Below are 20,753 nucleotides of genomic sequence, written 5' to 3'. Positions count from 1 at the left end.
ATTTTAATCCCACTCACTCAAACAAGGAGAACCGCCGATGCAGGACCGCATTCCTATTTTGCACATGAGCAACTTTTTGCTGGTGACGATCCAGGTGGACATGCATGACCGTCTGGCGCTGCAGCTGCAGGATGACCTGACGACGAAGATCAGCGAAACGGGAGCACGGGGAGTGCTGATCGACATTTCAAGCCTGGAGATGGTGGACTCATTTATCGGCCGCGTGCTGGGGAACATCTCCTCGATGTCCCGGGTGCTGGATGCGAAGACGGTGGTGGTGGGCATGCAGCCGGCGGTGGCGATAACGCTGGTGGAGCTGGGGCTGTCGCTGCCGGGCATTCTGACCGCGCTGAATGTGGCCAAAGGCATGGAACTGCTGCAACGAGACTGAACCCAGCCCACCGACCAGCCATGCCCATTTTAAAAAGCGAAGTGCAGCCAGTGACGACGGAGAACGACATCGTCTACGTGCGGCAAAACGTGCGCAAGTGGGCGGTGGAGCTGAAGTTTTCCCTGGTGGAGCAGACGAAGATGGTGACGGCGGCGAGCGAGCTGGCGCGCAATCTTCTCATCTATGGCGGAGGCGGGGAGGTGCGGCTGGAGCAGCTGCAGGAGGGCGTGCGCACGGGGCTGCGGGTGGTGTTTGAAGACCGCGGGCCGGGCATACCGGACGTGGAGCAGGCTCTGAGGGACGGCTTTACGAGCGGGAAAGGCATGGGCCTGGGACTGGGCGGAGCGAAGCGCCTGGTGAGCGACTTTGACATCCACTCTGTCGTGGGAGAGGGTACGCGAATCACCACCACCAAATGGCGCTGATCTATCCGGCAACGATGCGGCGTTCCGCGTATTTTTCCGTGGTCGAGAGATCCCAGGCGGGCGAAGCGCGCCGGCAGTCGGTGATCTGGGCGGAGCAGGCCGGATGCAGCAAGGAGCTGCAGGGGCAGCTGGCGCTGGCGATCACGGAACTGGCGGGGAACCTGGTGCTTCATACCACGCACGGAGGCTGCCTGGTCTTGCGGCTGGCGGAGGGGCGCGGGACGGAGGCGGTGGAGGTGCTGAGCCTGGACCGCGGGCCGGGGAACGCGAATTTCAACGAATGCCTGAGGGATGGCTACTCCACGGCAGGGACGGCGGGCATCGGGCTCGGGGTGGTGAAGCGGGCCTCGGAATTTTTTGAAGTGCACTCCCAGCCTGGGGTGGGCACGGCGCTGCTGTGCATTGTGACGTGCCATCCGGTGCCGCAGCGGGCGAAGCATCTGTTTGGCCTGGTGAATGTGCCGGTGAAAGGAGAGGACATCTGCGGGGACTCGGCAGCGCAGGTGGACCTGGGAAACGGGCGCGTGCGGGTGCTGGTGGCGGACGGACTGGGCCATGGGCCGAGTGCGGCGGAAGCCTCCCAGGCAGCGGTGCAGGTCTTCATGAAGGAACCGCAGGAGGAGCTGACGATGCTGCTGGAGAAGATCCATGACGCGCTGAAGGCGACACGCGGCGCGGCGGTGGCCGTGGCGGATGTGGACGCGGCGCAGGGCAGGGTGCGCTACGCGGGGGTGGGAAACATCGCGGGATACATTTTACCGCCGGGAAGGGCGGAGAGCACGCACCTGGTGTCCATGAACGGGACGCTGGGGGCGGTGCGCTCGCGCATTCAGGAATTCAGCTACGCGTGGGAGCCGGGAGCGCTGCTGGTGATGACGAGTGACGGCATCAAAAACCACTGGCGGCTGGACCGGTATGCGGGCGTGTCTCACCGGCACCCGAGCCTTGTGAGCGGGATTTTGTTTCGAGATCATGCGCGGACGACGGATGATGCGACGGTGGCCACTCTGGGATTCACAACGCCATGAACACCGAAGACATGGAAACCATCCTGCTGACGACCGTGCCGATCCGGACGGAGCCGGACATCGTGACGTGCCGGCAGCAGGCGCGGCATCTGGCTTCGACGCTGGGATTTGACACGCAGACGCAGGTACGGATAGCGACCTCGGTCTCGGAGATCGTGAGGAATGCGTACCAGTATGCGGGAGGAGGCAAGGCGGTGTTTTCCGTGGAAACGGACACGAGCGGCAGACTGAGGCACAACCTGCGGCGGCAGACGCTGGTGATCGACGTGCAGGACCAGGGGCCGGGCATCGGAAATCTGGGAGTGGTGCTGAGCGGGAACTACAAGAGTGCGACGGGGCTGGGGCTGGGCATCCTGGGAGCACGGCGGCTGATGGACGAGGTGGAGATAGACACCTCCGCCACGGGAAGCCGGGTGACGCTGCGCAAGAACCTGGCGCCCAACCTGCCGCGCAAAACGCCGCAGGAACTGCGGGCGCTGGCGGCCACGATGGTGCCGGAAGAGGAGGCGAAGCCGGCGAGCGTGATGTCCGAGGTGCAGCAGCAGAACAAGGAACTGCTGGCGGTGATGGAGGAGATCAGCCACCGGCAGGATGACCTGACGCGGATGAACAAGGAGCTGGAGGAGACGAACGCGGGCGTGCTGGCGCTGTATGATGAGCTGGACACGCTGCACCGCGTGGGGCTGCTGCTGGCCTCGAAGATGGACCTGCCGGCGGTGATGCACGCACTGATCACCGCGACGACGGAACTGACCAGCGCGGAGATCAGCACCTGCTACCTGTGCGGCACGGAGACGACACGATGGGAGCGGTATGCGAACGCAGGGCGGCGCGCGGAAGTGCTGGAACAGCTGCCTGAAACGCAGGCGGCGGATTTTTTTGGCGAGGGCCTGGGGGAGAAGGGGATGGTGCACATCCCGGACTTTGCGCTGGAGGAGGGAAGGAACTGCATGACGCAGTTTGCCGAGGCGCTGGCGCCGCGCTATGCGCTGCGGAGCTGCCTGGCGGTGGAGCTGAAGGACGCGGACGGGAAGATGCTGGGCGTGCTGATTTTCGGCAGCGAGGAGCCGGGCATCTTTACGGAGAGGAGCGAGCGCATCGTGGTGAGCATCTCCGCGCAGGCGACGATAGCGATCGACAATGCGCGGCTGTTTGACAGCGTGAAGGCGGCGAGCGAGGCGAAGGACAAGTTTCTGGCGATGATCAGCCATGAGCTGCGGACGCCGCTGAACCCGGTGCTGAGCATCATCTCCGGGCTGCATGAAAACCCGGCGCTGCCGGAGGTGTTCCGGGAGGACATCGCGGTGGTGCTGCGAAACATCCAGCTGGAGACGCGGCTGATCGACGATTTGCTGGACTTCCACCGGATCATCAAAGGGAACCTGAGCTTTGCCACGGAGCCGGTGGACATGCATGCGATGGTGCGAAATGTGATCGAGATCTGCCGGGCGGATGTGGAGCAGCGCGGCCACCGGCTGCGGGTGAACCTGAACGCGAAGAGAAGCGTGGTGGAGGGAGATCCTGCGCGGCTGCAGCAGGTGCTGTGGAACATTTTGAAAAACGCGATCAAATTCACGCCGCCGGGAGGCAGCATCGAGGTGACGACGAGCGTGGAGAATGAGGACACGCTGCTGATCACGATGAAGGACAACGGACGGGGGATCGAGGCGGAGATGCTGGGGAGCATTTTCAGCGCGTTTGAGCAGGGAAGCGTGCAGGGTTTGACGAGCTTTGGGGGCCTGGGGCTGGGACTGGCGATCGTGAAGACATTTGTGCTCAAACACGGCGGCACGGTGGAGGCGCAAAGCCCCGGCCGTGATCAGGGCTCCACTCTTCTGGTGCGCGTGCCGCTGGCGGCTGCAACGGAGGTGGAGGACGCGGGTGCCGGTGCAGGTGCGGCAGGCTCGATGCAGCAGCCGCTGACGACGGGACGGGTGCTGCTGATCGACGATCACGCGGACACTTTGTGGAGCCTGAACCGGCTGCTGCTGCGGCGCGGCTATGAGGTGACCATGGCGAGCAGCTGCGCGGAGGCGGTGACGCTGGCGAAGGAGGGCACGTATGATGTGATCATCAGTGACCTGGGACTGCCGGACGGCTCAGGGGTGGATCTGCTGAAGGAGATCCGGCAGTTCAGCGACGTGCCAGCGATCGCGCTGAGCGGGTATGGAATGGAGTCTGACATGACGCAGACCAAGGAGGCGGGTTTTGCGACGCACCTGACCAAGCCGGTGGATTTTCAGGTGCTGACGGAGGCGGTGCGGGGCCTGATGAAGGCGGAGCGTGCTCGCTGAAGCTTTTTTATTTGTGGTATGTGCGAGGAAAGGTATGCGGGACCTCTATTGATGAGTGCGCGATGGAGTGACGCGAATGGAATGGGTGTGGAGAGTGAACGGGCGCCGTGGAGCGTGCGGTGCGCGGATATGCGGCGGAGTGGCGGGAGGACGCTGCTGGTGAGCGCGGTGGGGGAAGGAAGTTATGGGTTTGCTTTCCGGATGTTGCGGGAAGACCCTGGGTCGCCTCGCGTAGACTTCCTCCTTCGCTCTTCGAGCTACGGAGGACACGCGGCTCTGTTCGCCCTTCGGGCAACCTTCGGTTGTCTACCTCCGCTACGCTCCGGTTCCAAAACGCTCCGCGCTCGCGGCTGCGCTGTTGCTCACCACGCCGTCCCTGCAGACCTGTTTTCAACGGATCGTGGTATAAGTTGGGGCGGGGTGTTGAGGATTCGGAGGCCTGGGCTTTGATGGTTTTGTTTTGCGGGGCTGGAGGCTGGGAGGTTTCGAGAGGGGATAGTTTGGCAGGGCTGCGGGACTGGGTGGTGAGACGGCTAGAACGTGGTGGGTTGTGGTATGGGGAAACAAAAAGGGAGGTCATGGCGACCTGCCATGACCTCCCGTGCGGGCACTGAACCGAAGCGCATTGGCCGGAGCAAACCGGGCCTGACGCTTATTCGACGGTCAGGGTGTGCTTCATCGAGTCACCGCCCTGCTTTTCCTTGTTGGGGCAGGTGACCTGGTAGGTGCCGGGTTTCAACTGGACGTGCATGACCTTGGTGTCATTGGCAGCGATGTCCATGTAGAATTTTTCGTCCACGCCTTTGCCCATGATGTGGAAGTTGTGCTTTTCTTTGCCGGTGTTTTTCACCATGAAGGCGGTCTTGCCTGCACCGAGCTTTTTGGGGACGGAGATATCGCTGTCATTGATGGTGACCTCGACTTTCTGCGCGTCGGAGTCAGGGGTGACGGCGTCTTTGATGGCGCGGCCGGCTTTTTTGGTGCCGTTGACAAGGGCGTGGCCGGCGGCGGCGGTGGCGTCCTCGGTCTTTTTGAGGAGGCTCTTGGGTTTTTCGCCGGTGGTGGTGGCTGGGGTTTTATCTTCCGCGGCAGAGAAGGAGATGGCTGTGGCGAAAGCGAGAAGGATAAGTGTGGTGTGTTTCATGACCCGTAGATCGGAAGTAAAGAAACGGCTGCGTGCATGCGGGGCATCGGGCAGTGGCCTGAGGAGAGGCTAGGGAGGTGTGTGGGCAGTTGGACAGGGGGGAGCGATGGGGAACTGGAATGATGAAGTGATGAAGGTTGCGGGATCTTGAGCGATTCTTTAATGTTCCGCGGCTGATGTTGAAGCTGCGGTTGAGGTCGTGGCGAAGGCTTTCGAGAAGGCGGTGAAGATGCGCTATACTGCGCTCTATTCAAAACGGGGCCTTCCGGTGCAGGTCCTTGCGCAGGCTTTCCCGCGCTCCTTCAGAGCGCGACCTTGAGGGGGATGACCGCGTGCCTTAAACCCAGGGCTTGCGCCCTGGGCTGAGTCCTGCGGGCCTTTGGCCCACGGCGCTGGGCATTGCGGGCCTGCGAGCTGACATGTCAAACCCTTTCATTTTTTACCGACCTGTTTTCAATTATTCGCCCAAGGTGTTGTGAGTTCGAATGAACTTTCATGCGGGATTTGTTGAGGCTTGCGCAATAAGCTGACACGGTCGGTGTTTGTGTGAGGGGGGTGATGCGGTGACGCAGCGACTGCGTGGCGGAATGGCGAAGCAGGCGCTGCTGGAGGTCGCGGTGTGAAAAGAAGGCGCTGGGTTTGCTTCCCAGATGGTGCGGGCTGACCCAGGGTAGCCTCGCCAAGGCTCGGCAACCCTGGGCTATGGTGCGGAAGGCCGTTGGCCTTCAAGGCAGAGGTGTCAGTCTATTGCGCAAGTCTCAATAAGCTATCATTGGCCGCCTTGGACTATTTTGATGATTCCTTGGTGGAGAGCTGATATTATCGCTGTGGATTTCTCCAAAGCTCCTGGGAAGCGTACGTAGTTCGTCAACCAAGTGTTGGAACCGCTGAGCGGCAATGCGGTTCGAGTCTGGGATAACAAGATGTCAGCTAGGTTGTTCGTGTGCGAAGTCGAAGTGATTGGCGGCAGGATAACCGCTAGTGGGTCTGAGGTGTTGGAGGATGGCTCTCGCATACCTCCGGCATGCGGTCTTGATCTTGAGCGCAAGGTTTGCGTCTTTCCGGTGGTTCCCGGTCGCTTCGCTCCCTTCACCACCGGCTAATTTCTCTGCTCCCTCCGGGAGCTAATGCTGTGACCGGGCTGGTGGCTCTAATGCCTTCGGGAGCTAATGCTCTGACCGGGCTGATGAATCTGGTTGCTACGGGAGTCAACGCTATGACTTGCTGATGATCTGCTTCCTTTGGGGGGCGAGGCTGTGACCGGCTGAGGACTTGTTTTTATCTTTGGCTTTCTTCAATTCGCCAGGGTTCTTGGCGAGTGGATTCGGTGGCTGCGTGCGTGGGACAACGGGTTCAGACGACGGCCTGGGTGATGGCATTCAGGGCTGACATGCGGCGGCAGGATTCGGCGCAGGTGCGGCAGGCCTGGACGCAGGCGTCCATCTCGCCGATCTCGGCGCAGCTGTCTGCGCAGCGGGTGCAGATCTCGGCGCAAACGCCGCAGGTGAGATGATGGAGGTCTGAGCTGCTGAGCATGAAGTTGGCGCTGGTCTGGCACATTTCCGCGCAGTTGAGCATGAGGCGGAAGTGGACGGGGTCGGTGTGCTTGCCGCCGGTTTGAAGGCAGTGGTGCATGGCTGTCTCCAGGCAGAGGTGATGGCAGTCGAGGCAGTGCTTGATGCACTGCTCCATGGCAATGTCTGCGGTTTGATTGATCATGGCGGTGGAGGGGGAGATTTATGATTTATGATTTATGATTTCGGAGTCCGGATGCGGAGTTGAGGGTGGTTGACGGTTGTCAGGGCAGCGTTGCTTCGGATGGGATGGGGGCGGGAGGAATGACGAATGAGGATGACGAACGCTGAGCCGAGCAGGGAGAAGCAGTCGAAGGAGGCGAGCAGGGGAGTGGGCGAAGCGAATCGGTGGTAGGTGAGGGGCTTCGCGGGATGGCAGCTTTAAGGAGGGAGCTTGGAGAGGGTGTCGCGGCCTTTGGCTTTGACCTCGGGGTCGTCATGTTCTTTGTCGGGCATGGCGAGGCCTTTTTCGAGGTAGCGGCGGGCTTCGGTGGTATTGCCCATCTGGGCGTAGGTGTGGCCGAGCTCGATGTAATGGCGCAGGCGGCGGGGATTGATGGCGATGGCCTGCACGAAGCATTTGACGGCGGCTTCGTTGGTGGTGACGGGGAGCTTGCCGTAAATGATTCCGCCGAGGGCGCGCTTGAGTGCGCCGACATTGGCGAGGACCTGATGCCAGCGGCCGAGGACGTGCCAGGCGGTGTCGTTTTTGGGATCGAGCCGGATGGCCTTGTCGGCGGCGGCTTTGATGAGCGGGGTGACCTCCACCTGAATCTTGCTGCTTTGAAACGGAAGCATCTTGCCATAGGTGATGGCGGGGGAGAGCTGGGCTTCGGAATTGGAAGGCGCGAGCTTGGCGGCGCGGAGGCCGTAGCCGAGGGAGGTGTTGCCGTAGCGGAGCTTTTCTTCGTTCGATCTGGCGGAGGAGAGGAGATAACGATACTGACGCGCGATGCGAAGAAGGAGGGGGACGTTTTCGGGGTCGAGTTTTTCGGCCTGCAGATAATAGTTCAGGGCGCGGTTGGCCTCGAAGGTGGCGTCATACACATCTCCCTTGGCGATGAGCTGATCCGCAGTCTGGGCGGAGGCTGTGCAGAGCGGGGCCAGGAGCGTGATGGCAACACAGAGTAAGCGGAGGAAGGCGGGGAGATGCATGGCGTGGTCATGAGTTGGATTCCAAGATGCGGCCTGCATTGAGGAGTTCGGCTTCGCCCAAAGGACGGCCGACGAGCTGAAGGCTGGTCACAGGAACGGTTTTCTTGTAGGCGGGGAGGTTGATGGGAACGGCGAGGGCGGGATTGCCCGCGTAGTTGACACCGACGGTGTTTTGGATGCTGAAGACGCGCAGCTCGAAGACGACGCTGGAACCCCAGAAGGGGAATTTGGGCGGGAGGCTTTGCAGGGTGGGAACGGCGATGAAGTCCACGCGCTTCAAGACATCGCGCAGGGTGCGCTGCCACTGGGCACGGCGTGCGAGAGCTGCGGCGTAACTGGTGTGGTACTCGACCTCGCCGAGAGCGAAGACGGCCTTGGTGAGGACGCTGACGCCCTTCTGGCCGCTGTACTGGCGGTCGCTGAGCCAGGCATCGGCCGCGGCGATGACCTTGCCGTCTTTCTGGGCCTGCTCCCACTGTTTCTTGAAGGACTCGGGAAGCTGCACGACCTGGAATCTTTTGGCGGCGAGGGTGGCATCGATGGCTTTGTCGATGGCGGGGTCCGTGCCATCGAGGTAGAGGCGGCCGATTTTAATCTGGCGTGCGGAGGGCTTTGCGGCGACGGCGCGGGAATAGCGTGAGGCGAAGCCGCGCTGAAGGAGGTCCATGCCTTTGACGAGATGGGGGATGTCTCTCGCGAGAGGCCCGACGGTATCGAGGTTTCTGGGGGAGATGGGGAACACGCCCTGGATGGGGACGAGGCCGAACGTCGTCTTCAGGCCATAGACGCCGCAGCAGGCAGCGGGCACGCGGATGGAGCCGGCGGTGTCTGTGCCGAAAGCGACGTCTGCCATGCCCGTTTTGACCGCCACGGCGGAACCGCTGGAGGAGCCGCCAGGAATGACTTCGTGCCTGCCATCAAAGCGATTGCGTGGTGTGCCGAAGTGGGTGTTTGCACCGGAGACGGTGACGGCGAATTCGGTGAGGTTGGTCTTGCCGACGATGGCGACATTGCGGGCACGCGCGAGCGCGAGCAAGGGGGCATCGCGCTCGGCGGGGCGGCTGGTGCGCGCGAGAAAGGCGGAGCCTGCGGTAGTGACGTAGCCTTTGACGTCGATGTTGTCTTTGACGGCGAGACGGAGGCGGCCGGTGTCCTGGGTGAGGAGGGGACGGTAATTGATGAAGGCATGCTGCCGGGCGTGCCTTTCACGCCGAGCCTCCACGGCGCAGCCAGTGATGAAGAGTGCGAGCAGGGTGCATGAAAGAAACCAGGGAAGGGTGAAGCGAGGGTGCATTTTCATCGAAGGAGAGAAAGGGAGGTGCGATGCTCAGGCGGAGTGATGAGGTGAAGGAAGCTGGAAGCTCTCAGCGCCGGCTGCAGCAGGACGAACGATCAAGGATGGATGTGTCCGTAGTGGCGGCCGCCGTAGAGGTAGTGACCGCCATGGTAATAACGTCCGGTGTAGGGGTGGCCATTGTAAAGGAAGCGGCCGGGCTCGTAACGACCGCCGTAGTAGTAGCGGTTGTTGTGATGGTAGTAGGGGCCGCGGTAGGCCGGGGGCAATGTGGAGTAGTAGCCCGGACCCACGCCGACGCCGACACCACCGACGGGATAAACAGGACCCACGCAGGAGGAAAAGCACAGGGCGAAGGCGGCAAGAATGAGCGGAAGCAGCGATGTTTTCATGAGGGGGATGATTTGAAATGTGCCTTAGATTCGGCGCTGGGAGCACGGGCGGCTGCATCGTTTGCACACAACGGGACGGTCTGGAGAGAGACGGGGCCTGAGGGTGGCACCATACAGCCGCCCGATGGCGAAGGGGCGATGTGCCTTATGCGGAACATCCGCATAACAAGCACGCAAACCTTCAACCCAAACCCAACTCCATGAAAACGCTCGTGATCACTCTGATGTGTACTTCACTCACCTTTTCCTCCTGCAGCAACGGACCGGCTGCACGGCGGGGCACTGTCATCGGCGCCGTAGGCGGCGGGGTGGCGGGAGGATTGATCGGCCGAGACCTGGGTGGGGTGGCCGTGGGCGCGGGCCTGGGGGCACTGGCCGGGAACATGATCGGCGGAGCACGTGACCGCAGGCACTACCGGTATTACCATTGATGGTGCTTTGTGGTATGTGCACGGGAAGGCAAGGGGAAGGGACGGTTTGGAGCCGTCTCTTGAGGAGGGAATTGCTTTGCTGTGGCGGGGGGGGATTTTTGGTGATGGGAGGGTGGTGCGCGGGAAGGATGGTTCCGGAGCCGGCTAAAGCCGGTACTACAATGCGGGGATGGGTCGGTGTTATTGGAATGACACGAAGAGACAAAAAAACGGCGCTGAAGGATCAGCGCCGTTTTTGGATTTGGGGTTTCTGGCAGCGGAGGTGGAGGCTACGAGAAGAGATTGCTGAGGCGGCTGGCGAGGCTGGAGTGGCTGACGGCGTGGAGGCCGCGTTTGACAGCGCTGACGCCGTCGTCCGCGAGGTGGCTGGCGCGGTCGTAGGCCGGTTCGGCGAATTCGGTGAGACGGCTCTGGATTTCCTCCAGGAGCTGCATCGCGCGGTCCCTGGGTGTGGGCTGCGGGGTGAGAAGATCGCGGGCGACTATGCCGACGGCGCAGCCGAAACCGAGGGTGGTCAGGGCGGCGGCGACGGGGTGGCGCCGGATCAAGGATTCCATGTTGCTGAGGATGCGCGTGCCTTGTGAGGCGGGCGTTTCTTCATCGGTGGGAGGGACGGTGGAGGGATCGTTCATAGGACGGAGATTTGAGGATTGACTGGAGCGGGGGTCTCGGGATTGGCGGAGCAGAGTTCAAAAGCTTTCACCACGCCGAGGGTGAGCAGGGCGGGGCGCAGCACCGTGAGGGTGACGGCTGTGACACTGGCGACGAGGAAACGGGTGGGGACGATGTGAAGAAACATGCCGATGCCCAGCGCGGCGGCCATGGCCTTGGCGGGATCATTGCGTGCGATGTTCTCGGCGTCGTTGACGAGGCGATGAACAAAGTCTTCGGCGGGTTTGATGGTGGCTTCTGTATTCATGGGTTTATGGTGGAATGTGGTATCAATGAGAGCGTGCGGAGCGGGTGCGGACGGCCTTCCGGGCGGCAGCGGCTTTCTCCGCCGGTGCGCGGCGGCGGGCGGCGGCGCGGGTTTGTTCTGCGAGTGCGTCTTTTGACACGGGCGCGGTGCTTTCGCGGCGGAGGGCCTCGAGCGTGGCGCGGGAGCGCTTGCGTGAGACGGGCTTGGTGCGGGGAGAGCGGCCTTTGGCGGAATCGAGCACGGCCTTGCGGCGTGTTTTTTCGGAGACGCGGCCGGATTTAGGAGGTGGCAGCGGCACACCTGCGCGACGGGCTTTGGAAAGACCGATGGCGATGGCCTGACGGGTATTGCGCACGCCATGGGCGCCTTTGCGGATGAGCTCGATCTCTTCGCGCACGAACTCACCGGCCTGAGTGGAGGCGGATTTTCCTTCCCGCTGGTCGCGATGTGCTCGGTCGATGGCGCGTTTCCGTGGCATGCCTGTGTTTCGCAGTTCGAGAGAGGAGCGGACGGATGAATTCTGCGCGAGTGAAGGAGAAGGCGTGCGGGGAAGGATTTTCCCATCCACGGGGAAGGAGTCAGCCGATTGGAGGGTGAAGGAAACCTAACCCCACTACCCCAATGAAACTCCCATCTTTTGCCCTCATTGCCACCATCGGTCTGGCGCTCACGAGCTGCGCCGGTCATCTGCCAAACACCTCCCCGGCGTATTACAATCCGAACTGCTACGCGAACGTCTATGAACATCCTGGCTTCCGCGGCGGTGTGCTGCAGCTGACGGGACCGTCTTCGTACTCGAGCCTGAAAATGCTGCAGGGCCGTGACTGGGACAACACGATCGGCAGTGTGCAGACAGGTCCGGGATGCTGGATCGTGCTGTATAAAGACAAAGATTTCCGTGACAAGAGCATGGTGATCGGTCCGAACACGACGACTGGAAACCTGGGCGACATGAATGATCAGGCAGAGTCGATCAAGATCTTCGACCGTCCGCCTTATTGAAAGCTTCCAATCGAACGACGTCTGCGCTAACAGATGTCGCATCGCCCAAACTTGAGCGCCGCGCCCATGCTCTGACATGTGCGCGGCGCAACGCAATCTGCCCAAGCCATGAAAGACACGCTGCCTCCGCCGCAAAGCTCGCACGGTGGAAATCTATTGCGATGCATCGAGCGCTCCTACTGGACGGGGGCGCAATTCCGGGCGACGCGCGCCGACCCGAGGAAGGTTCTTCTTGCCCAGCAAAAGCGGCTGCGGGATCTGCTGCAGACGGTGAGCGTGCGGTCCGCCTACTACCGGGAAAAGTTCCGGCATCTGGATGTGAGGAAGGCGGAGCTGGCGGAGTTTCCGGTGACGACGAAGGCGGAGATGATGGCACACTTTGACCAGGTGGTGACGGATCCCGCGATCTCACGTGCCGGAGTGGAGGAGTTCATTGAGGACAGCCGGAATGTGCCTGTGCCGTTTCTTGGGAAATACAGCGTCTCGCACACGTCAGGAAGCCAGGGGCAGCCGACACTGATTGTGCAAAATCAGCGGGTGCTGGACCTGCTGTTTGCCTTTCAAATGACGCGGGGGCACCATGGGCACCGCGGGGGATTCATGGGCTTGATCGATGCGCTGTGCATTCTGTGCGAGCCTACGCGGCTGGCGGTGGTGATCAATCAGCAGGGATTTTTCCCGTCTGCGTGGGTGTGGAAGCGCCTGCCGCAGTACATGCATGCGTTCATGAAATTTTTGTTTGTGCCGGCAACGGATCCGGACCTTGTGAGCAAGATCAATGACTTCAGTCCGAATGTGCTGAGCTCGACACCGACGACGCTGGATCTGCTGTCTCTAAAGATCGATCAACTCCGGCTGCCCAAACTGAGGCAGGTGGTGACGTGGAGTGAAACGCTGACGGTGCCCGCGCGAAGGAGGATCGGCGAGGCCTTTCGCGTGCCGGTGATGGACAACTATGCGGCGGGCGAGTGCATGTTTTTGACAAACGGTTGCCAGTCCGGCCCGGGTGCGCATGTGAATGCGGACTGGGCGATCCTGGAGGTGGTGGACGAACATTACAACCCGGTGCCGCCGGGAGAGCTGGGCCACAAGGTGCTGCTGACGAATCTGGCCAACACGGTGCAGCCGTTCATCCGTTATGAGATCGGTGACCGGCTGGTGATGGCCAAGGAACCGTGCGAGTGCGGGAACCGCATGCCGAGGATCGAAAAGATCGTGGGACGCGCGGCAGATTTTTTCTGGGTGCGCACAGGCACGGGCTTTCGACCACTGACGGCGTATCCCTTTCAGCATGCGTTTGACTACCGGCGGGAGGTGCGGGAGTGGCAGGCGGAGCAGGTGGAGAGGAACAGCATCGTGGTGCGGCTCGAGGCGATCCCGGGGGCAGTGCCAGACCTGATGGCGGCGCGGAAGAAACTTGAAGAGCGCCTGGCGCTGGTGGGATTGCGGGACGAACTGGACATCCGGATGGAGAGCGTGCCGCGCCTGATGACGGATGCGCACACTGCGAAGTTTCGGCGCATGATCAGCCGTGTGGGGATACCGGAAGATCTGGATGGGGGCCTGCGCGATGTGGCGGAAGATTTCGCGCAAGCTGCGGCAACGGTGTGAGGGTATAAAAAATGTGGCTGGAGTTTATGCCAGCCACCCTTGCCTCCAACCTAACAACGATTTTTCTCCAGCTGCCTTCGTTGTGGCATATTTATCTTAATGCTTCGATGGACGGGCGGGCTTTCGCCACGCCCGTCCGAAGCGAGGGACTCAGACCCTTGGCACGCGCCGACCCATCACCAGGGAGATGAGGAAGAGGATGAGGAAGAGCGTGAAGAGCACCTGCGCGATGCCCGAGGCAGTGCCGGCGATGCCGCCGAAGCCGAGGATGCCCGCGATGAGTGCGATGATGAGGAAGGTAACTGCCCAAGATAACATAATGACTCCTTTTGTTTGTTGTACTTGAGATCGCAGCCGGAGGCGGGGATGAGCGTATGACCTTGCGGAAAATCAGCGGAGCAGGCGCGGAGTGGCGGGTATGCGGTGGTGACGAAGACATTTTAGGAATGATGGAAAGGCATGCGGCCAGACATGAGGAGGGGAAACGAATTCATGACATGCCTTTCAAAGCTTTTGCCAACCGAATGAAGGATGCGGCCCTGGAGGGGGTGGCAAAGTGGGTCGCGAACCATTATGGCCTCAAGCGGTTCGGAAGGATCGAGGAACTGAAGCTGGACAGCACCACTGAGGAGATCTTTGTGGTGCTGGAACTGCATGGCGAGGAGACGCCGATCGAGATGACGATGCCCTACAAGGTGGCGGGACCGACACAGGTGGAGATTGGTGTGGTGAAGGCATCAAGGCAATGGATCGAGGAAGTGATCAACCATGTGATTCCTGCCGAGAAGAAGAGTCTGACTGTGCCGCTGGCGGTGACGAAGGCGCTTTCGAAGGTGATCAAGTGAATAGAGAGTTTGTGGAAAATGCAGCGTGCCTTTTCTTTCGATTATGCGGTGGGGCTGCGAGTGCAGCACAGGACTTAAACGGATGGCTCTCGAATACCGTCGGGCGGAGGCTGGCTGAATGGGATGCAAAGAAGAGGCCTACCAGAAGATAGCATGAGGGAATGCCCTGATGGTAGGGGAATGCCTGAATGGGAGGGAGAATAAAGAGTTGTAGAAAAACCCATCCGATCCGGGGATGACCTTCGATAAACTTTCAACCAACCAAGCAACCTATGAAACACATCCTCATCGTCATTCTCACCGCTGGTTCACTGATGAACGTCAGCTGCAACAAGCAGAAACAAGCCGTCGACGCGCAGACGGATGCGACCAAGACAGCGATCGACCACCAGAAGGATGCGGTGGACGCTGCCGCCAAGGAAGCGAAGAAGCAGGCGGACATCGATGCCAAGGTCGAAAAGGCCAACATTGAAGCCAAGCAGGCTGCCGACCAGGCGCAGCTGGACGCAGAGAAGAAGAAGGCGGAGGCCGATGCCGCAGCCGCCAAGGCCAAGATCGACGCCGAGAAGAAATAACGGCGCAGTGCCGGCATGATGCCGGTGATTTCCCAACCCAACAACACACTACTACACACCTATGAAAACATCCTCCACACGCACGGTCTTTTTTGTTCTGGCGTCGGTCGTCTGGGCTCTTGCTGGCACGAGCTGCCGCACAGTCCGTGGCTTTGGCCAGGACGTCGAACACGTCGGCGGCCACATCGAGCGCGCCAGCCGCTAATAAAGTACGACGGTCTTTGATCAAGGAGAGCGTTGCTGAGAAAGCCTGAGAGGGCTTTTCACAACGCTCTTTTCTTTGGGGCGAGACCACCTCTCCCGAGCTCCCCGGCTGAAGGGGGCATCACACGAATTACCATCTCAACACACATCTGCAAAATTATGAAAGGACTTGCCATTATTCTGATCGCGCTGGGCATCGTAGCGCTGACGTATCAAGGATTTACGTACACGACGAAGGAGAAAGCGGTGGATCTGGGCCCGATCCAGGTGACTGCGGAAAAGACACATACGGTGCCGCTGCCGCCCGTGCTGGGAGGGATTGCGCTGATCGGCGGCATTGTGATGCTGGTGACTTCCAAAAAGCGATAGAAGGATGGACGCGCCTGCCGATGGAAAGCAACTCATCCGGCGAAGGCGCAGACGAAGATTCATACTGGCCGGCATGCTGTGACATGCCGGCCAGCCTACTTACTGACCGACCAACGCCATGGATACCTTCAACCGCACGCTGACGCATTTTTTGAGATTTTTGAGCGCGCTGCTGGTGATCGCCACACTGTATCTGGGGCGGGAGGTTCTGGTCCCGCTGGCGCTGGCGAGCTTGTTTACGTTTCTGCTGAATCCGATGGTGAAGCGGCTGTGCCGGTGGGGGCTGCCGCGGGGGCCGAGCGTGGGGGTGGTGACGGTCATATGCTTTTCCACGCTGGCGATGGTGGGATGGCTGCTGGGCGGGGAACTGGCGAGCCTGGCGAAAGACCTGCCGAACCATCAGCAGAACATCCAGCGGCATGTGGATTCGTTTAAGAAGCTGGGGAACAATCGTGAGATTCAGCGGCTGCGCCAGATGGTGGGAGACATGAGCGGGGGCGGGAACAGGGATGCGACACCTGCTGAAGAAGCGGTGCCCCTGCAAGACGCGCCGGCCACACCTCCCAGCGCGCCTGCTCCTCCTCCAGCGCCAGCACCCGCGCCGGCGGCGAGCGGGGAGTCACTGATGGTGAAGATTTTGAACATGGCGGTGTCCACTCTGGCGGAGGCGCTGGGGATGGCGACGGTGGTGATCTTGTTTGTGGTGTTCATGCTGCTGCGGCTGAACGACATCGGCCAGCGGGTGGCGAGGCTGGTAGGATATAGCAGGCTGACGCTGACGACGAAGGCGATGGATGAGTCCGGGAACAGGATCAGCCGCTACCTGCTGATGCAGGGCTCTGTGAATGCGACGTATGGAATGGTGCTAAGCCTGGGGCTGCATGTGATCGGGCTGCCGTATGTGCTGTTGTGGGGAGTGCTGGCGGCGATCTCCCGCTTCATTCCTTATGTGGGGGCGTGGATGGTGGCTGCGCTGCTGGTGGGGCTGAGCCTGGCGATGTCTGACGGGTGGTCGCAGACGCTGGTGGTGATCGCATTCATCGTGACGCTGGAACTGCTGACGAACATGCTGGTGGAGCCGCTGCTGTACGGGCACAGCGTGGGGATTTCGGATTTTGCGCTGCTGCTGGCGATCGCCTTCTGGACGTGGATCTGGGGCGGGGTGGGGCTGGTGCTGGCGACGCCGCTGACGGTGTGCTTTGTGGTGTTCTGCAAGCATGCGCCGTCGTTTGAGTGGGTGGACATCCTGATGGGGGAGAATCCGCTGCCGCAGCCTCACCTGAGCTACTATCAGTACCAGCTGGCGGGGAATGAAGACGCGGCGCAGGACCTGCTGGAGCAGTCTCTGAAGAAGGACGGGCTGGAGGGCACGCTGGAGGGGATAACCCTGCCCGCGCTGGCGCTGACAAGGCGCGAGGAGGTGCTGGGCAAGCTGGATGTGGAGGAGGCGGAGGAGATCTACGTGGGGATGCGCAGCGCCGCGGTGCTGCTAAAAGAGGAGGCTGAAGAGGAAAAGGAGGAGCAGCCGCAGGCCGAGCCAGTGAAGAGCGGCGGTGCACCTGTGGTGAACATTTACGGACGTGCGCTGCATGGGGAGCCGGATGCGCAGGCGCTGGAAATGCTGGCGCTGGTGCTGCCGGAGGGACTGGCGATGGAGGTGGTGGCGGAGCCGCGGCTGATCGGTGAACTTGTGAACGAAGTGGAGGCGAAGAAGCCGGCGGTGGTGTGCATCAGCGCGCTGCCGCTGCGGGCGCAGCTGGATGCGAAAACGCTGTGCCGGAGGCTGCGCAGCAGGCTCCCTGAGATGAAGATTTTGGTATGCCACTGGACTCTGCCGGGACAGGACGCAGGAGATCCGAAGCCGCTGCGTGAGGCTGGAGCCACCTGGGTGGCGTATTCCCTCAAAGAGGCGCGGGAGATACTGGCGCGACTGGTGGAGTAAGATGAGAAATGCCGAAGCCGTTCGTTTCGATGGCCATGGACGCTGAGACACAGCCGAAAATTAGCACGCCGGACGGGCACGTCTTTGGCTGGCATGACACGGGGGAGAAGTTTCTGGAGGCGGAGCTGGCGGCTATTGAGTCGGCAAGGAGCCGGATTCTGCTGGAGCGCTTTATTTTTCGCGCGGCTGGCGTGGGAGAGAAGTTTCGAGATGCGCTGACGGAGGCGGCGAGGCGTGGGGTGAAAGTGACCGTGATGCTGGATGACGTGGGCTGCTGGGGGCTGCCGAGGAATTATTTTGCCGAGATGACGAAGCTGGGCGGGAAGTTGGTGTGGTTTAACCCGGTGCGCTGGAAGTTCTGGTCGTTCCGAGATCACCGAAAGCTGCTGGTGGTGGATGACGAAGAGGCCTTCATGGGCGGGTGCAACATCGCTCCGGAGTATGACGGCGACGGCGTGAACACGGGGTGGCGGGATGGAGGCGTCTCGGTGCGGGGGCCGGTGGTGAGACATCTGATCGAGGCCTTTGAAGCGCAGGAGGAGATCGCAGGAAATCAGATCTGGCGGGTGCGGAGGAAGAGCCGCAGCGGGTGGATGCGGGAAGGGGAGGAGGTGTCTCTGCTGCTGACGCGACCGGGGCTGAACCAGGGAGTGCTGCAGCGGGCGCTGAAGGGGGACCTGAGGCATGCGAGGGAGGTCTTCATCACGATGGCGTATTTTCTGCCGGTGGGGAAGTTTAAGCGAATGCTGCTGCACGCGGCGAAGGTGGCGCGGCATTTCCGAATGGTACTGCCGGGCAAGAGCGATGTGCCGCTGCTCCAGGTGGCTGCGCGGGCGCTGTACTCGCGCTTTCAGCGGCGTGGCGCGGAGATCCATGAATACCAGCCGCAGGTGCTGCACGCGAAGGTGCTGGTGGTGGATGACATTGTGTACATCGGGTCGTCCAATCTGGATCCGCGCAGCCTGGGCATCAATTTTGAAATCATGCTGAGGATACGCAGCGCGGAGCTGGCGCAGCAGGCGCGGATGACCTTTGAGAGAGACCTCAAGCAGAGCGTGAGGGTGCACCCGCTCTCGTGGAAGAAGGCGGCGAGCTGGTGGCAGAAGCTGAAGCAAAAAGTGGCGCGCCTGATTTTCACGCGGCTGGACCTGGGGCTGGCGCAGCTTTTTGTGCAGAAGAGGGAAAGCGCGTCGCAGCGTGGCGGAGGAAAAACCAGGGATGTGCGCAGACGAAGCGAGGTGGCGGGCTGAGACTGCGGTGCGGTGTGTGAAAAAGAGGCCTGTCTCTGGGCAGTGACGGTCTGCTTCTGGCTTGAGGCGATGGTCTGCGGTCCAGCAGGCCCTGGCTCGATGATTGATGGCATGAGATTGCCAAGCCGAAACGGCGCGCTGATCCGATAGCATGATGGGAACGTCATCCATAATCCCTATCTACCCATGAGCCTCTCCCTCAAGCCTGCCAATTTGAAGCGCTATCGCGACCTGCTGATGCTGTTTTACAAGTACGGTCATGGAGACCTGGTGAAGAACGCGCCGGTGATCGATGATCCGCTGCCTTTTGCGCCGCCGCCGCCGATGCCGATGGAGGCGCGTGAGCTGGCAAACGATGTGGAGAAGCTGGGGCCGACGTACATCAAGCTGGCGCAGCTGCTGTCCACGCGGTCTGACATGGTGCCGCAGGGATACATGGACGCGCTGTCGCGGCTGCAGGACCATGTGGAGCCGTTTTCATTTGACCAGGTGCAGGCAATCGTGGCGATGGAGGTGGGGGCTAGGATTTCGAAGGCATTTGCGGAGTTTGATGAAGTGCCGATCGCGGCGGCATCGCTGGGACAGGTGCACCGTGCGGTGCTGCGCAGCGGGCAGCAGGTGGTGGTGAAAGTGCAGCGGCCGGATGCGCGGCAGAACGTGGCGGAGGACCTGGATGCGATGACGGAGCTGGCGGCCTTTCTGGAGCAGCATACGGAAATGGGGCGCCGCTATGGGCTGGTGCAGATCGTGGAGGAGCTGAGGAAGTCTCTGCTGCGGGAGCTGGACTACCGGCTGGAGGCGATGAACCTGCAGCTGATGCGGGAGCATCTGGGCGCTTTCAAAAAGATCCTGGTGCCTGCGCCGGTGGAGGACTACTCCTCGGGGCGGGTGCTGACGATGGAGCATGTGACGGGGCAGAAGATCACGAAGTACAGCCCGCTGATCCGCGTGGAGATCGACGGAGATGCGCTGGCGGAGGAATTATTTCAGGCTTATTTGCACCAGATTCTGGTAGTGGGGGTGTTTCATGCGGATCCACATCCGGGGAATATTTTTCTGACGGAGGACCATCGCATCGCGCTGCTGGACCTGGGCATGGTGGGGCGGGTGGGGAGAAACATGCAGGACCTGCTGCTGAAGCTGCTGCTGGGCATCAGCGAGGGGAACGGGGACCAGGCGGCGGCGGTGGCGGAAAAAATGGGGCAGCCGGACGAGGACTATGATGCGCTGACTTTCAAACGGAAGATCGCCGACATTGTGAGCCAGCAGCGCACGGCGAACCTGAACGATCTGCAGGTGGGGCGTGTGGTGCTGGAGGTGCAGAGGGTCGCGGGGGACTGCCACCTGCGTGTGCCGCCGGAGTTTACGCTGCTGGGGAAAACGCTGCTGAACCTGGACCTGGTGGGGCGCACGCTTTCGCCGAAGTTTGACCCGAATGAGTCGGTGCGGCGCAATGCGGCGAAGATTCTGCATGAGCAGGCGCTGAAGAGTTTTTCCTCGGGGAATCTGTTTGGGCTGATGATGGAGGCGAAGGAGTTTCTGGAGCGTCTGCCGGCGCGGATGAACATGCTGATGGACCTCGTGGCGACGAACAGGCTGAAGGTGAAGGTGGAGACTTTTAACGAAAATCTGGTGATCACGACGCTGCAGAAGATCGCCAACCGGATCACGCTGGGGCTGATACTGGCGTCGTTGATTGTGGGTGCGGCGCTGCTGATGCGGGTGGAAACGTCGTTTCGGATCTTTGGTTATCCGGGGGTGGCGATGCTGTTCTTTTTCCTGGCTGCGGGAGGCGGGCTGACGCTGGCGTGGCAGATTGTGAGAAGCGATCGCACGCAGCGGTAGGGGAGCGAGTGGCGCTTGGGATGTTGCGGGTGGAGGGGTGTGGGTTGTTCGTCGCGTGCTTTG

General features: G+C 61.3%; 23 protein-coding genes. 14 read left to right on the top strand and 9 right to left on the bottom strand.

Annotated elements, in window-relative coordinates; all coding sequences use genetic code 11:
* Positions 1 to 37: 37 nt before the first annotated feature.
* The 4 genes from ACILSO_RS28645 to ACILSO_RS28630 are packed head-to-tail and all read left to right on the top strand — an operon-like array spanning position 38 to position 4,138.
* Positions 38 to 391 (top strand): STAS domain-containing protein, encoded by a 354-nt coding sequence (locus ACILSO_RS28645; protein WP_395740918.1) that lies wholly within the window; start codon positions 38 to 40, stop codon positions 389 to 391.
* Between the two features lie 20 nt (positions 392 to 411).
* On the top strand, positions 412 to 816 hold the full coding sequence (locus ACILSO_RS28640) for an anti-sigma regulatory factor (RefSeq protein ID WP_395740917.1): 405 nt from the start codon (positions 412 to 414) through the stop codon (positions 814 to 816).
* Positions 807 to 1,844 (top strand): SpoIIE family protein phosphatase, encoded by a 1,038-nt coding sequence (locus ACILSO_RS28635; protein WP_395740916.1) that lies wholly within the window; start codon positions 807 to 809, stop codon positions 1,842 to 1,844. The genes ACILSO_RS28640 and ACILSO_RS28635 overlap by 10 nt, the downstream gene beginning before the upstream one ends.
* Positions 1,841 to 4,138: an ATP-binding protein gene (locus tag ACILSO_RS28630; protein ID WP_395740915.1), complete on the top strand. Its 2,298-nt coding sequence runs from the start codon at positions 1,841 to 1,843 to the stop codon at positions 4,136 to 4,138. Before ACILSO_RS28635 ends, ACILSO_RS28630 begins: the two co-directional genes overlap by 4 nt.
* A gap of 652 nt (positions 4,139 to 4,790) precedes the next feature.
* Here ACILSO_RS28630 and ACILSO_RS28625 read toward each other — a convergent pair.
* The 5 genes from ACILSO_RS28625 to ACILSO_RS28605 form a co-directional block, all read right to left on the bottom strand.
* Positions 4,791 to 5,282 carry a cupredoxin domain-containing protein gene (locus ACILSO_RS28625; RefSeq protein ID WP_395740914.1) on the bottom strand — a complete coding sequence of 164 codons (492 nt, stop codon included), beginning with the start codon at positions 5,280 to 5,282 and terminating at the stop codon, positions 4,791 to 4,793.
* Positions 5,283 to 6,635: 1,353 nt separating this feature from the next.
* The gene (locus ACILSO_RS28620; RefSeq protein WP_395740913.1) at positions 6,636 to 7,001 is read right to left on the bottom strand and encodes a four-helix bundle copper-binding protein; all 366 of its coding nucleotides are present in this window, start codon (positions 6,999 to 7,001) and stop codon (positions 6,636 to 6,638) included.
* 236 nt (positions 7,002 to 7,237) lie between these two features.
* Complete coding sequence (locus ACILSO_RS28615) at positions 7,238 to 8,011, bottom strand: tetratricopeptide repeat protein (protein ID WP_395740912.1); 774 nt, start codon at positions 8,009 to 8,011, stop codon at positions 7,238 to 7,240.
* Between the two features lie 7 nt (positions 8,012 to 8,018).
* Positions 8,019 to 9,311: an amidase gene (locus ACILSO_RS28610; RefSeq protein WP_395740911.1), complete on the bottom strand. Its 1,293-nt coding sequence runs from the start codon at positions 9,309 to 9,311 to the stop codon at positions 8,019 to 8,021.
* 92 nt (positions 9,312 to 9,403) lie between these two features.
* On the bottom strand, positions 9,404 to 9,697 hold the full coding sequence (locus tag ACILSO_RS28605) for a hypothetical protein (protein WP_395740910.1): 294 nt from the start codon (positions 9,695 to 9,697) through the stop codon (positions 9,404 to 9,406).
* A 200-nt stretch (positions 9,698 to 9,897) separates the two neighbouring features.
* Between ACILSO_RS28605 and ACILSO_RS28600 the strand changes: the two genes are divergently transcribed.
* Positions 9,898 to 10,128 carry a glycine zipper 2TM domain-containing protein gene (locus ACILSO_RS28600; RefSeq protein WP_395740909.1) on the top strand — a complete coding sequence of 77 codons (231 nt, stop codon included), beginning with the start codon at positions 9,898 to 9,900 and terminating at the stop codon, positions 10,126 to 10,128.
* A 269-nt stretch (positions 10,129 to 10,397) separates the two neighbouring features.
* Here the strand turns inward: ACILSO_RS28600 and ACILSO_RS28595 are convergent, their stop codons facing one another.
* The 3 genes from ACILSO_RS28595 to ACILSO_RS28585 are packed head-to-tail and all read right to left on the bottom strand — an operon-like array spanning position 10,398 to position 11,525.
* Positions 10,398 to 10,760 carry a hypothetical protein gene (locus ACILSO_RS28595; protein ID WP_395740908.1) on the bottom strand — a complete coding sequence of 121 codons (363 nt, stop codon included), beginning with the start codon at positions 10,758 to 10,760 and terminating at the stop codon, positions 10,398 to 10,400.
* Positions 10,757 to 11,047 carry a hypothetical protein gene (locus ACILSO_RS28590; RefSeq protein ID WP_395740907.1) on the bottom strand — a complete coding sequence of 97 codons (291 nt, stop codon included), beginning with the start codon at positions 11,045 to 11,047 and terminating at the stop codon, positions 10,757 to 10,759. The genes ACILSO_RS28595 and ACILSO_RS28590 overlap by 4 nt, the downstream gene beginning before the upstream one ends.
* 22 nt (positions 11,048 to 11,069) lie before the next feature.
* Positions 11,070 to 11,525 (bottom strand): DUF6496 domain-containing protein, encoded by a 456-nt coding sequence (locus tag ACILSO_RS28585; protein WP_395740906.1) that lies wholly within the window; start codon positions 11,523 to 11,525, stop codon positions 11,070 to 11,072.
* 143 nt (positions 11,526 to 11,668) lie between these two features.
* On the opposite strand from ACILSO_RS28585, the gene ACILSO_RS28580 reads away from it, so the two are divergent.
* Both ACILSO_RS28580 and ACILSO_RS28575 read left to right on the top strand, forming a co-directional pair.
* A complete protein-coding gene (locus tag ACILSO_RS28580) occupies positions 11,669 to 12,049 on the top strand; it encodes a peptidase inhibitor family I36 protein (RefSeq protein WP_395740905.1) in 381 nt (126 codons plus the stop codon).
* A 108-nt stretch (positions 12,050 to 12,157) separates the two neighbouring features.
* A complete protein-coding gene (locus tag ACILSO_RS28575; protein WP_395740904.1) occupies positions 12,158 to 13,660 on the top strand; it encodes a phenylacetate--CoA ligase family protein in 1,503 nt (500 codons plus the stop codon).
* 150 nt (positions 13,661 to 13,810) lie between these two features.
* Here ACILSO_RS28575 and ACILSO_RS28570 read toward each other — a convergent pair whose 3' ends face one another.
* Positions 13,811 to 13,978: a DUF1328 domain-containing protein gene (locus tag ACILSO_RS28570; protein ID WP_395740903.1), complete on the bottom strand. Its 168-nt coding sequence runs from the start codon at positions 13,976 to 13,978 to the stop codon at positions 13,811 to 13,813.
* Between the two features lie 179 nt (positions 13,979 to 14,157).
* On the opposite strand from ACILSO_RS28570, the gene ACILSO_RS28565 reads away from it, so the two are divergent.
* The 7 genes from ACILSO_RS28565 (at position 14,158) to ACILSO_RS28535 (ending at position 20,690) form a co-directional block, all read left to right on the top strand.
* The gene (locus ACILSO_RS28565; RefSeq protein WP_395740902.1) at positions 14,158 to 14,505 is read left to right on the top strand and encodes a hypothetical protein; all 348 of its coding nucleotides are present in this window, start codon (positions 14,158 to 14,160) and stop codon (positions 14,503 to 14,505) included.
* A 272-nt stretch (positions 14,506 to 14,777) separates the two neighbouring features.
* The gene (locus ACILSO_RS28560) at positions 14,778 to 15,080 is read left to right on the top strand and encodes a hypothetical protein (protein ID WP_395740901.1); all 303 of its coding nucleotides are present in this window, start codon (positions 14,778 to 14,780) and stop codon (positions 15,078 to 15,080) included.
* Between the two features lie 61 nt (positions 15,081 to 15,141).
* Positions 15,142 to 15,285 (top strand): entericidin A/B family lipoprotein, encoded by a 144-nt coding sequence (locus ACILSO_RS28555; RefSeq protein WP_395740900.1) that lies wholly within the window; start codon positions 15,142 to 15,144, stop codon positions 15,283 to 15,285.
* Positions 15,286 to 15,443: 158 nt separating this feature from the next.
* Entirely contained in the window at positions 15,444 to 15,653 is a 210-nt protein-coding gene (locus tag ACILSO_RS28550; RefSeq protein WP_395740899.1) for a DUF3185 domain-containing protein, read from the top strand.
* Between the two features lie 118 nt (positions 15,654 to 15,771).
* Positions 15,772 to 17,595: an AI-2E family transporter gene (locus tag ACILSO_RS28545; protein WP_395740898.1), complete on the top strand. Its 1,824-nt coding sequence runs from the start codon at positions 15,772 to 15,774 to the stop codon at positions 17,593 to 17,595.
* A gap of 8 nt (positions 17,596 to 17,603) precedes the next feature.
* Positions 17,604 to 18,845, top strand: a complete 1,242-nt coding sequence (locus tag ACILSO_RS28540; RefSeq protein WP_395740897.1) for a phosphatidylserine/phosphatidylglycerophosphate/cardiolipin synthase family protein — start codon at positions 17,604 to 17,606, stop codon at positions 18,843 to 18,845.
* Positions 18,846 to 19,031: 186 nt separating this feature from the next.
* Positions 19,032 to 20,690, top strand: coding sequence for an ABC1 kinase family protein (locus ACILSO_RS28535; protein ID WP_395740896.1), 1,659 nt, complete (start codon positions 19,032 to 19,034; stop codon positions 20,688 to 20,690).
* The last annotated feature ends 63 nt before the right edge of the window (positions 20,691 to 20,753 follow it).

Source organism: Prosthecobacter sp. (assembly GCF_044226605.1).
Classification (GTDB): Bacteria; Verrucomicrobiota; Verrucomicrobiia; order Verrucomicrobiales; family Verrucomicrobiaceae; genus Prosthecobacter.
This window is presented reverse-complemented; position numbering and strand designations above follow the sequence as displayed.

Excerpts from the sequence above, each read along its gene's own strand:
- ACILSO_RS28645 (WP_395740918.1), top strand. The coding sequence starts at position 38 with ATGCAGGACCGCATTCCTATTTTGCACATGAGCAACTTTTTGCTGGTG.
- ACILSO_RS28640 (WP_395740917.1), top strand. The coding sequence starts at position 412 with ATGCCCATTTTAAAAAGCGAAGTGCAGCCAGTGACGACGGAGAACGAC.
- ACILSO_RS28635 (WP_395740916.1), top strand. The coding sequence starts at position 807 with ATGGCGCTGATCTATCCGGCAACGATGCGGCGTTCCGCGTATTTTTCC.
- ACILSO_RS28630 (WP_395740915.1), top strand. The coding sequence starts at position 1,841 with ATGAACACCGAAGACATGGAAACCATCCTGCTGACGACCGTGCCGATC.
- ACILSO_RS28625 (WP_395740914.1), bottom strand. The coding sequence starts at position 5,282 with ATGAAACACACCACACTTATCCTTCTCGCTTTCGCCACAGCCATCTCC.
- ACILSO_RS28620 (WP_395740913.1), bottom strand. The coding sequence starts at position 7,001 with ATGATCAATCAAACCGCAGACATTGCCATGGAGCAGTGCATCAAGCAC.
- ACILSO_RS28615 (WP_395740912.1), bottom strand. The coding sequence starts at position 8,011 with ATGCATCTCCCCGCCTTCCTCCGCTTACTCTGTGTTGCCATCACGCTC.
- ACILSO_RS28610 (WP_395740911.1), bottom strand. The coding sequence starts at position 9,311 with ATGAAAATGCACCCTCGCTTCACCCTTCCCTGGTTTCTTTCATGCACC.
- ACILSO_RS28605 (WP_395740910.1), bottom strand. The coding sequence starts at position 9,697 with ATGAAAACATCGCTGCTTCCGCTCATTCTTGCCGCCTTCGCCCTGTGC.
- ACILSO_RS28600 (WP_395740909.1), top strand. The coding sequence starts at position 9,898 with ATGAAAACGCTCGTGATCACTCTGATGTGTACTTCACTCACCTTTTCC.
- ACILSO_RS28595 (WP_395740908.1), bottom strand. The coding sequence starts at position 10,760 with ATGAACGATCCCTCCACCGTCCCTCCCACCGATGAAGAAACGCCCGCC.
- ACILSO_RS28590 (WP_395740907.1), bottom strand. The coding sequence starts at position 11,047 with ATGAATACAGAAGCCACCATCAAACCCGCCGAAGACTTTGTTCATCGC.
- ACILSO_RS28585 (WP_395740906.1), bottom strand. The coding sequence starts at position 11,525 with ATGCCACGGAAACGCGCCATCGACCGAGCACATCGCGACCAGCGGGAA.
- ACILSO_RS28580 (WP_395740905.1), top strand. The coding sequence starts at position 11,669 with ATGAAACTCCCATCTTTTGCCCTCATTGCCACCATCGGTCTGGCGCTC.
- ACILSO_RS28575 (WP_395740904.1), top strand. The coding sequence starts at position 12,158 with ATGAAAGACACGCTGCCTCCGCCGCAAAGCTCGCACGGTGGAAATCTA.
- ACILSO_RS28570 (WP_395740903.1), bottom strand. The coding sequence starts at position 13,978 with ATGTTATCTTGGGCAGTTACCTTCCTCATCATCGCACTCATCGCGGGC.
- ACILSO_RS28565 (WP_395740902.1), top strand. The coding sequence starts at position 14,158 with ATGCCTTTCAAAGCTTTTGCCAACCGAATGAAGGATGCGGCCCTGGAG.
- ACILSO_RS28560 (WP_395740901.1), top strand. The coding sequence starts at position 14,778 with ATGAAACACATCCTCATCGTCATTCTCACCGCTGGTTCACTGATGAAC.
- ACILSO_RS28555 (WP_395740900.1), top strand. The coding sequence starts at position 15,142 with ATGAAAACATCCTCCACACGCACGGTCTTTTTTGTTCTGGCGTCGGTC.
- ACILSO_RS28550 (WP_395740899.1), top strand. The coding sequence starts at position 15,444 with ATGAAAGGACTTGCCATTATTCTGATCGCGCTGGGCATCGTAGCGCTG.
- ACILSO_RS28545 (WP_395740898.1), top strand. The coding sequence starts at position 15,772 with ATGGATACCTTCAACCGCACGCTGACGCATTTTTTGAGATTTTTGAGC.
- ACILSO_RS28540 (WP_395740897.1), top strand. The coding sequence starts at position 17,604 with ATGCCGAAGCCGTTCGTTTCGATGGCCATGGACGCTGAGACACAGCCG.
- ACILSO_RS28535 (WP_395740896.1), top strand. The coding sequence starts at position 19,032 with ATGAGCCTCTCCCTCAAGCCTGCCAATTTGAAGCGCTATCGCGACCTG.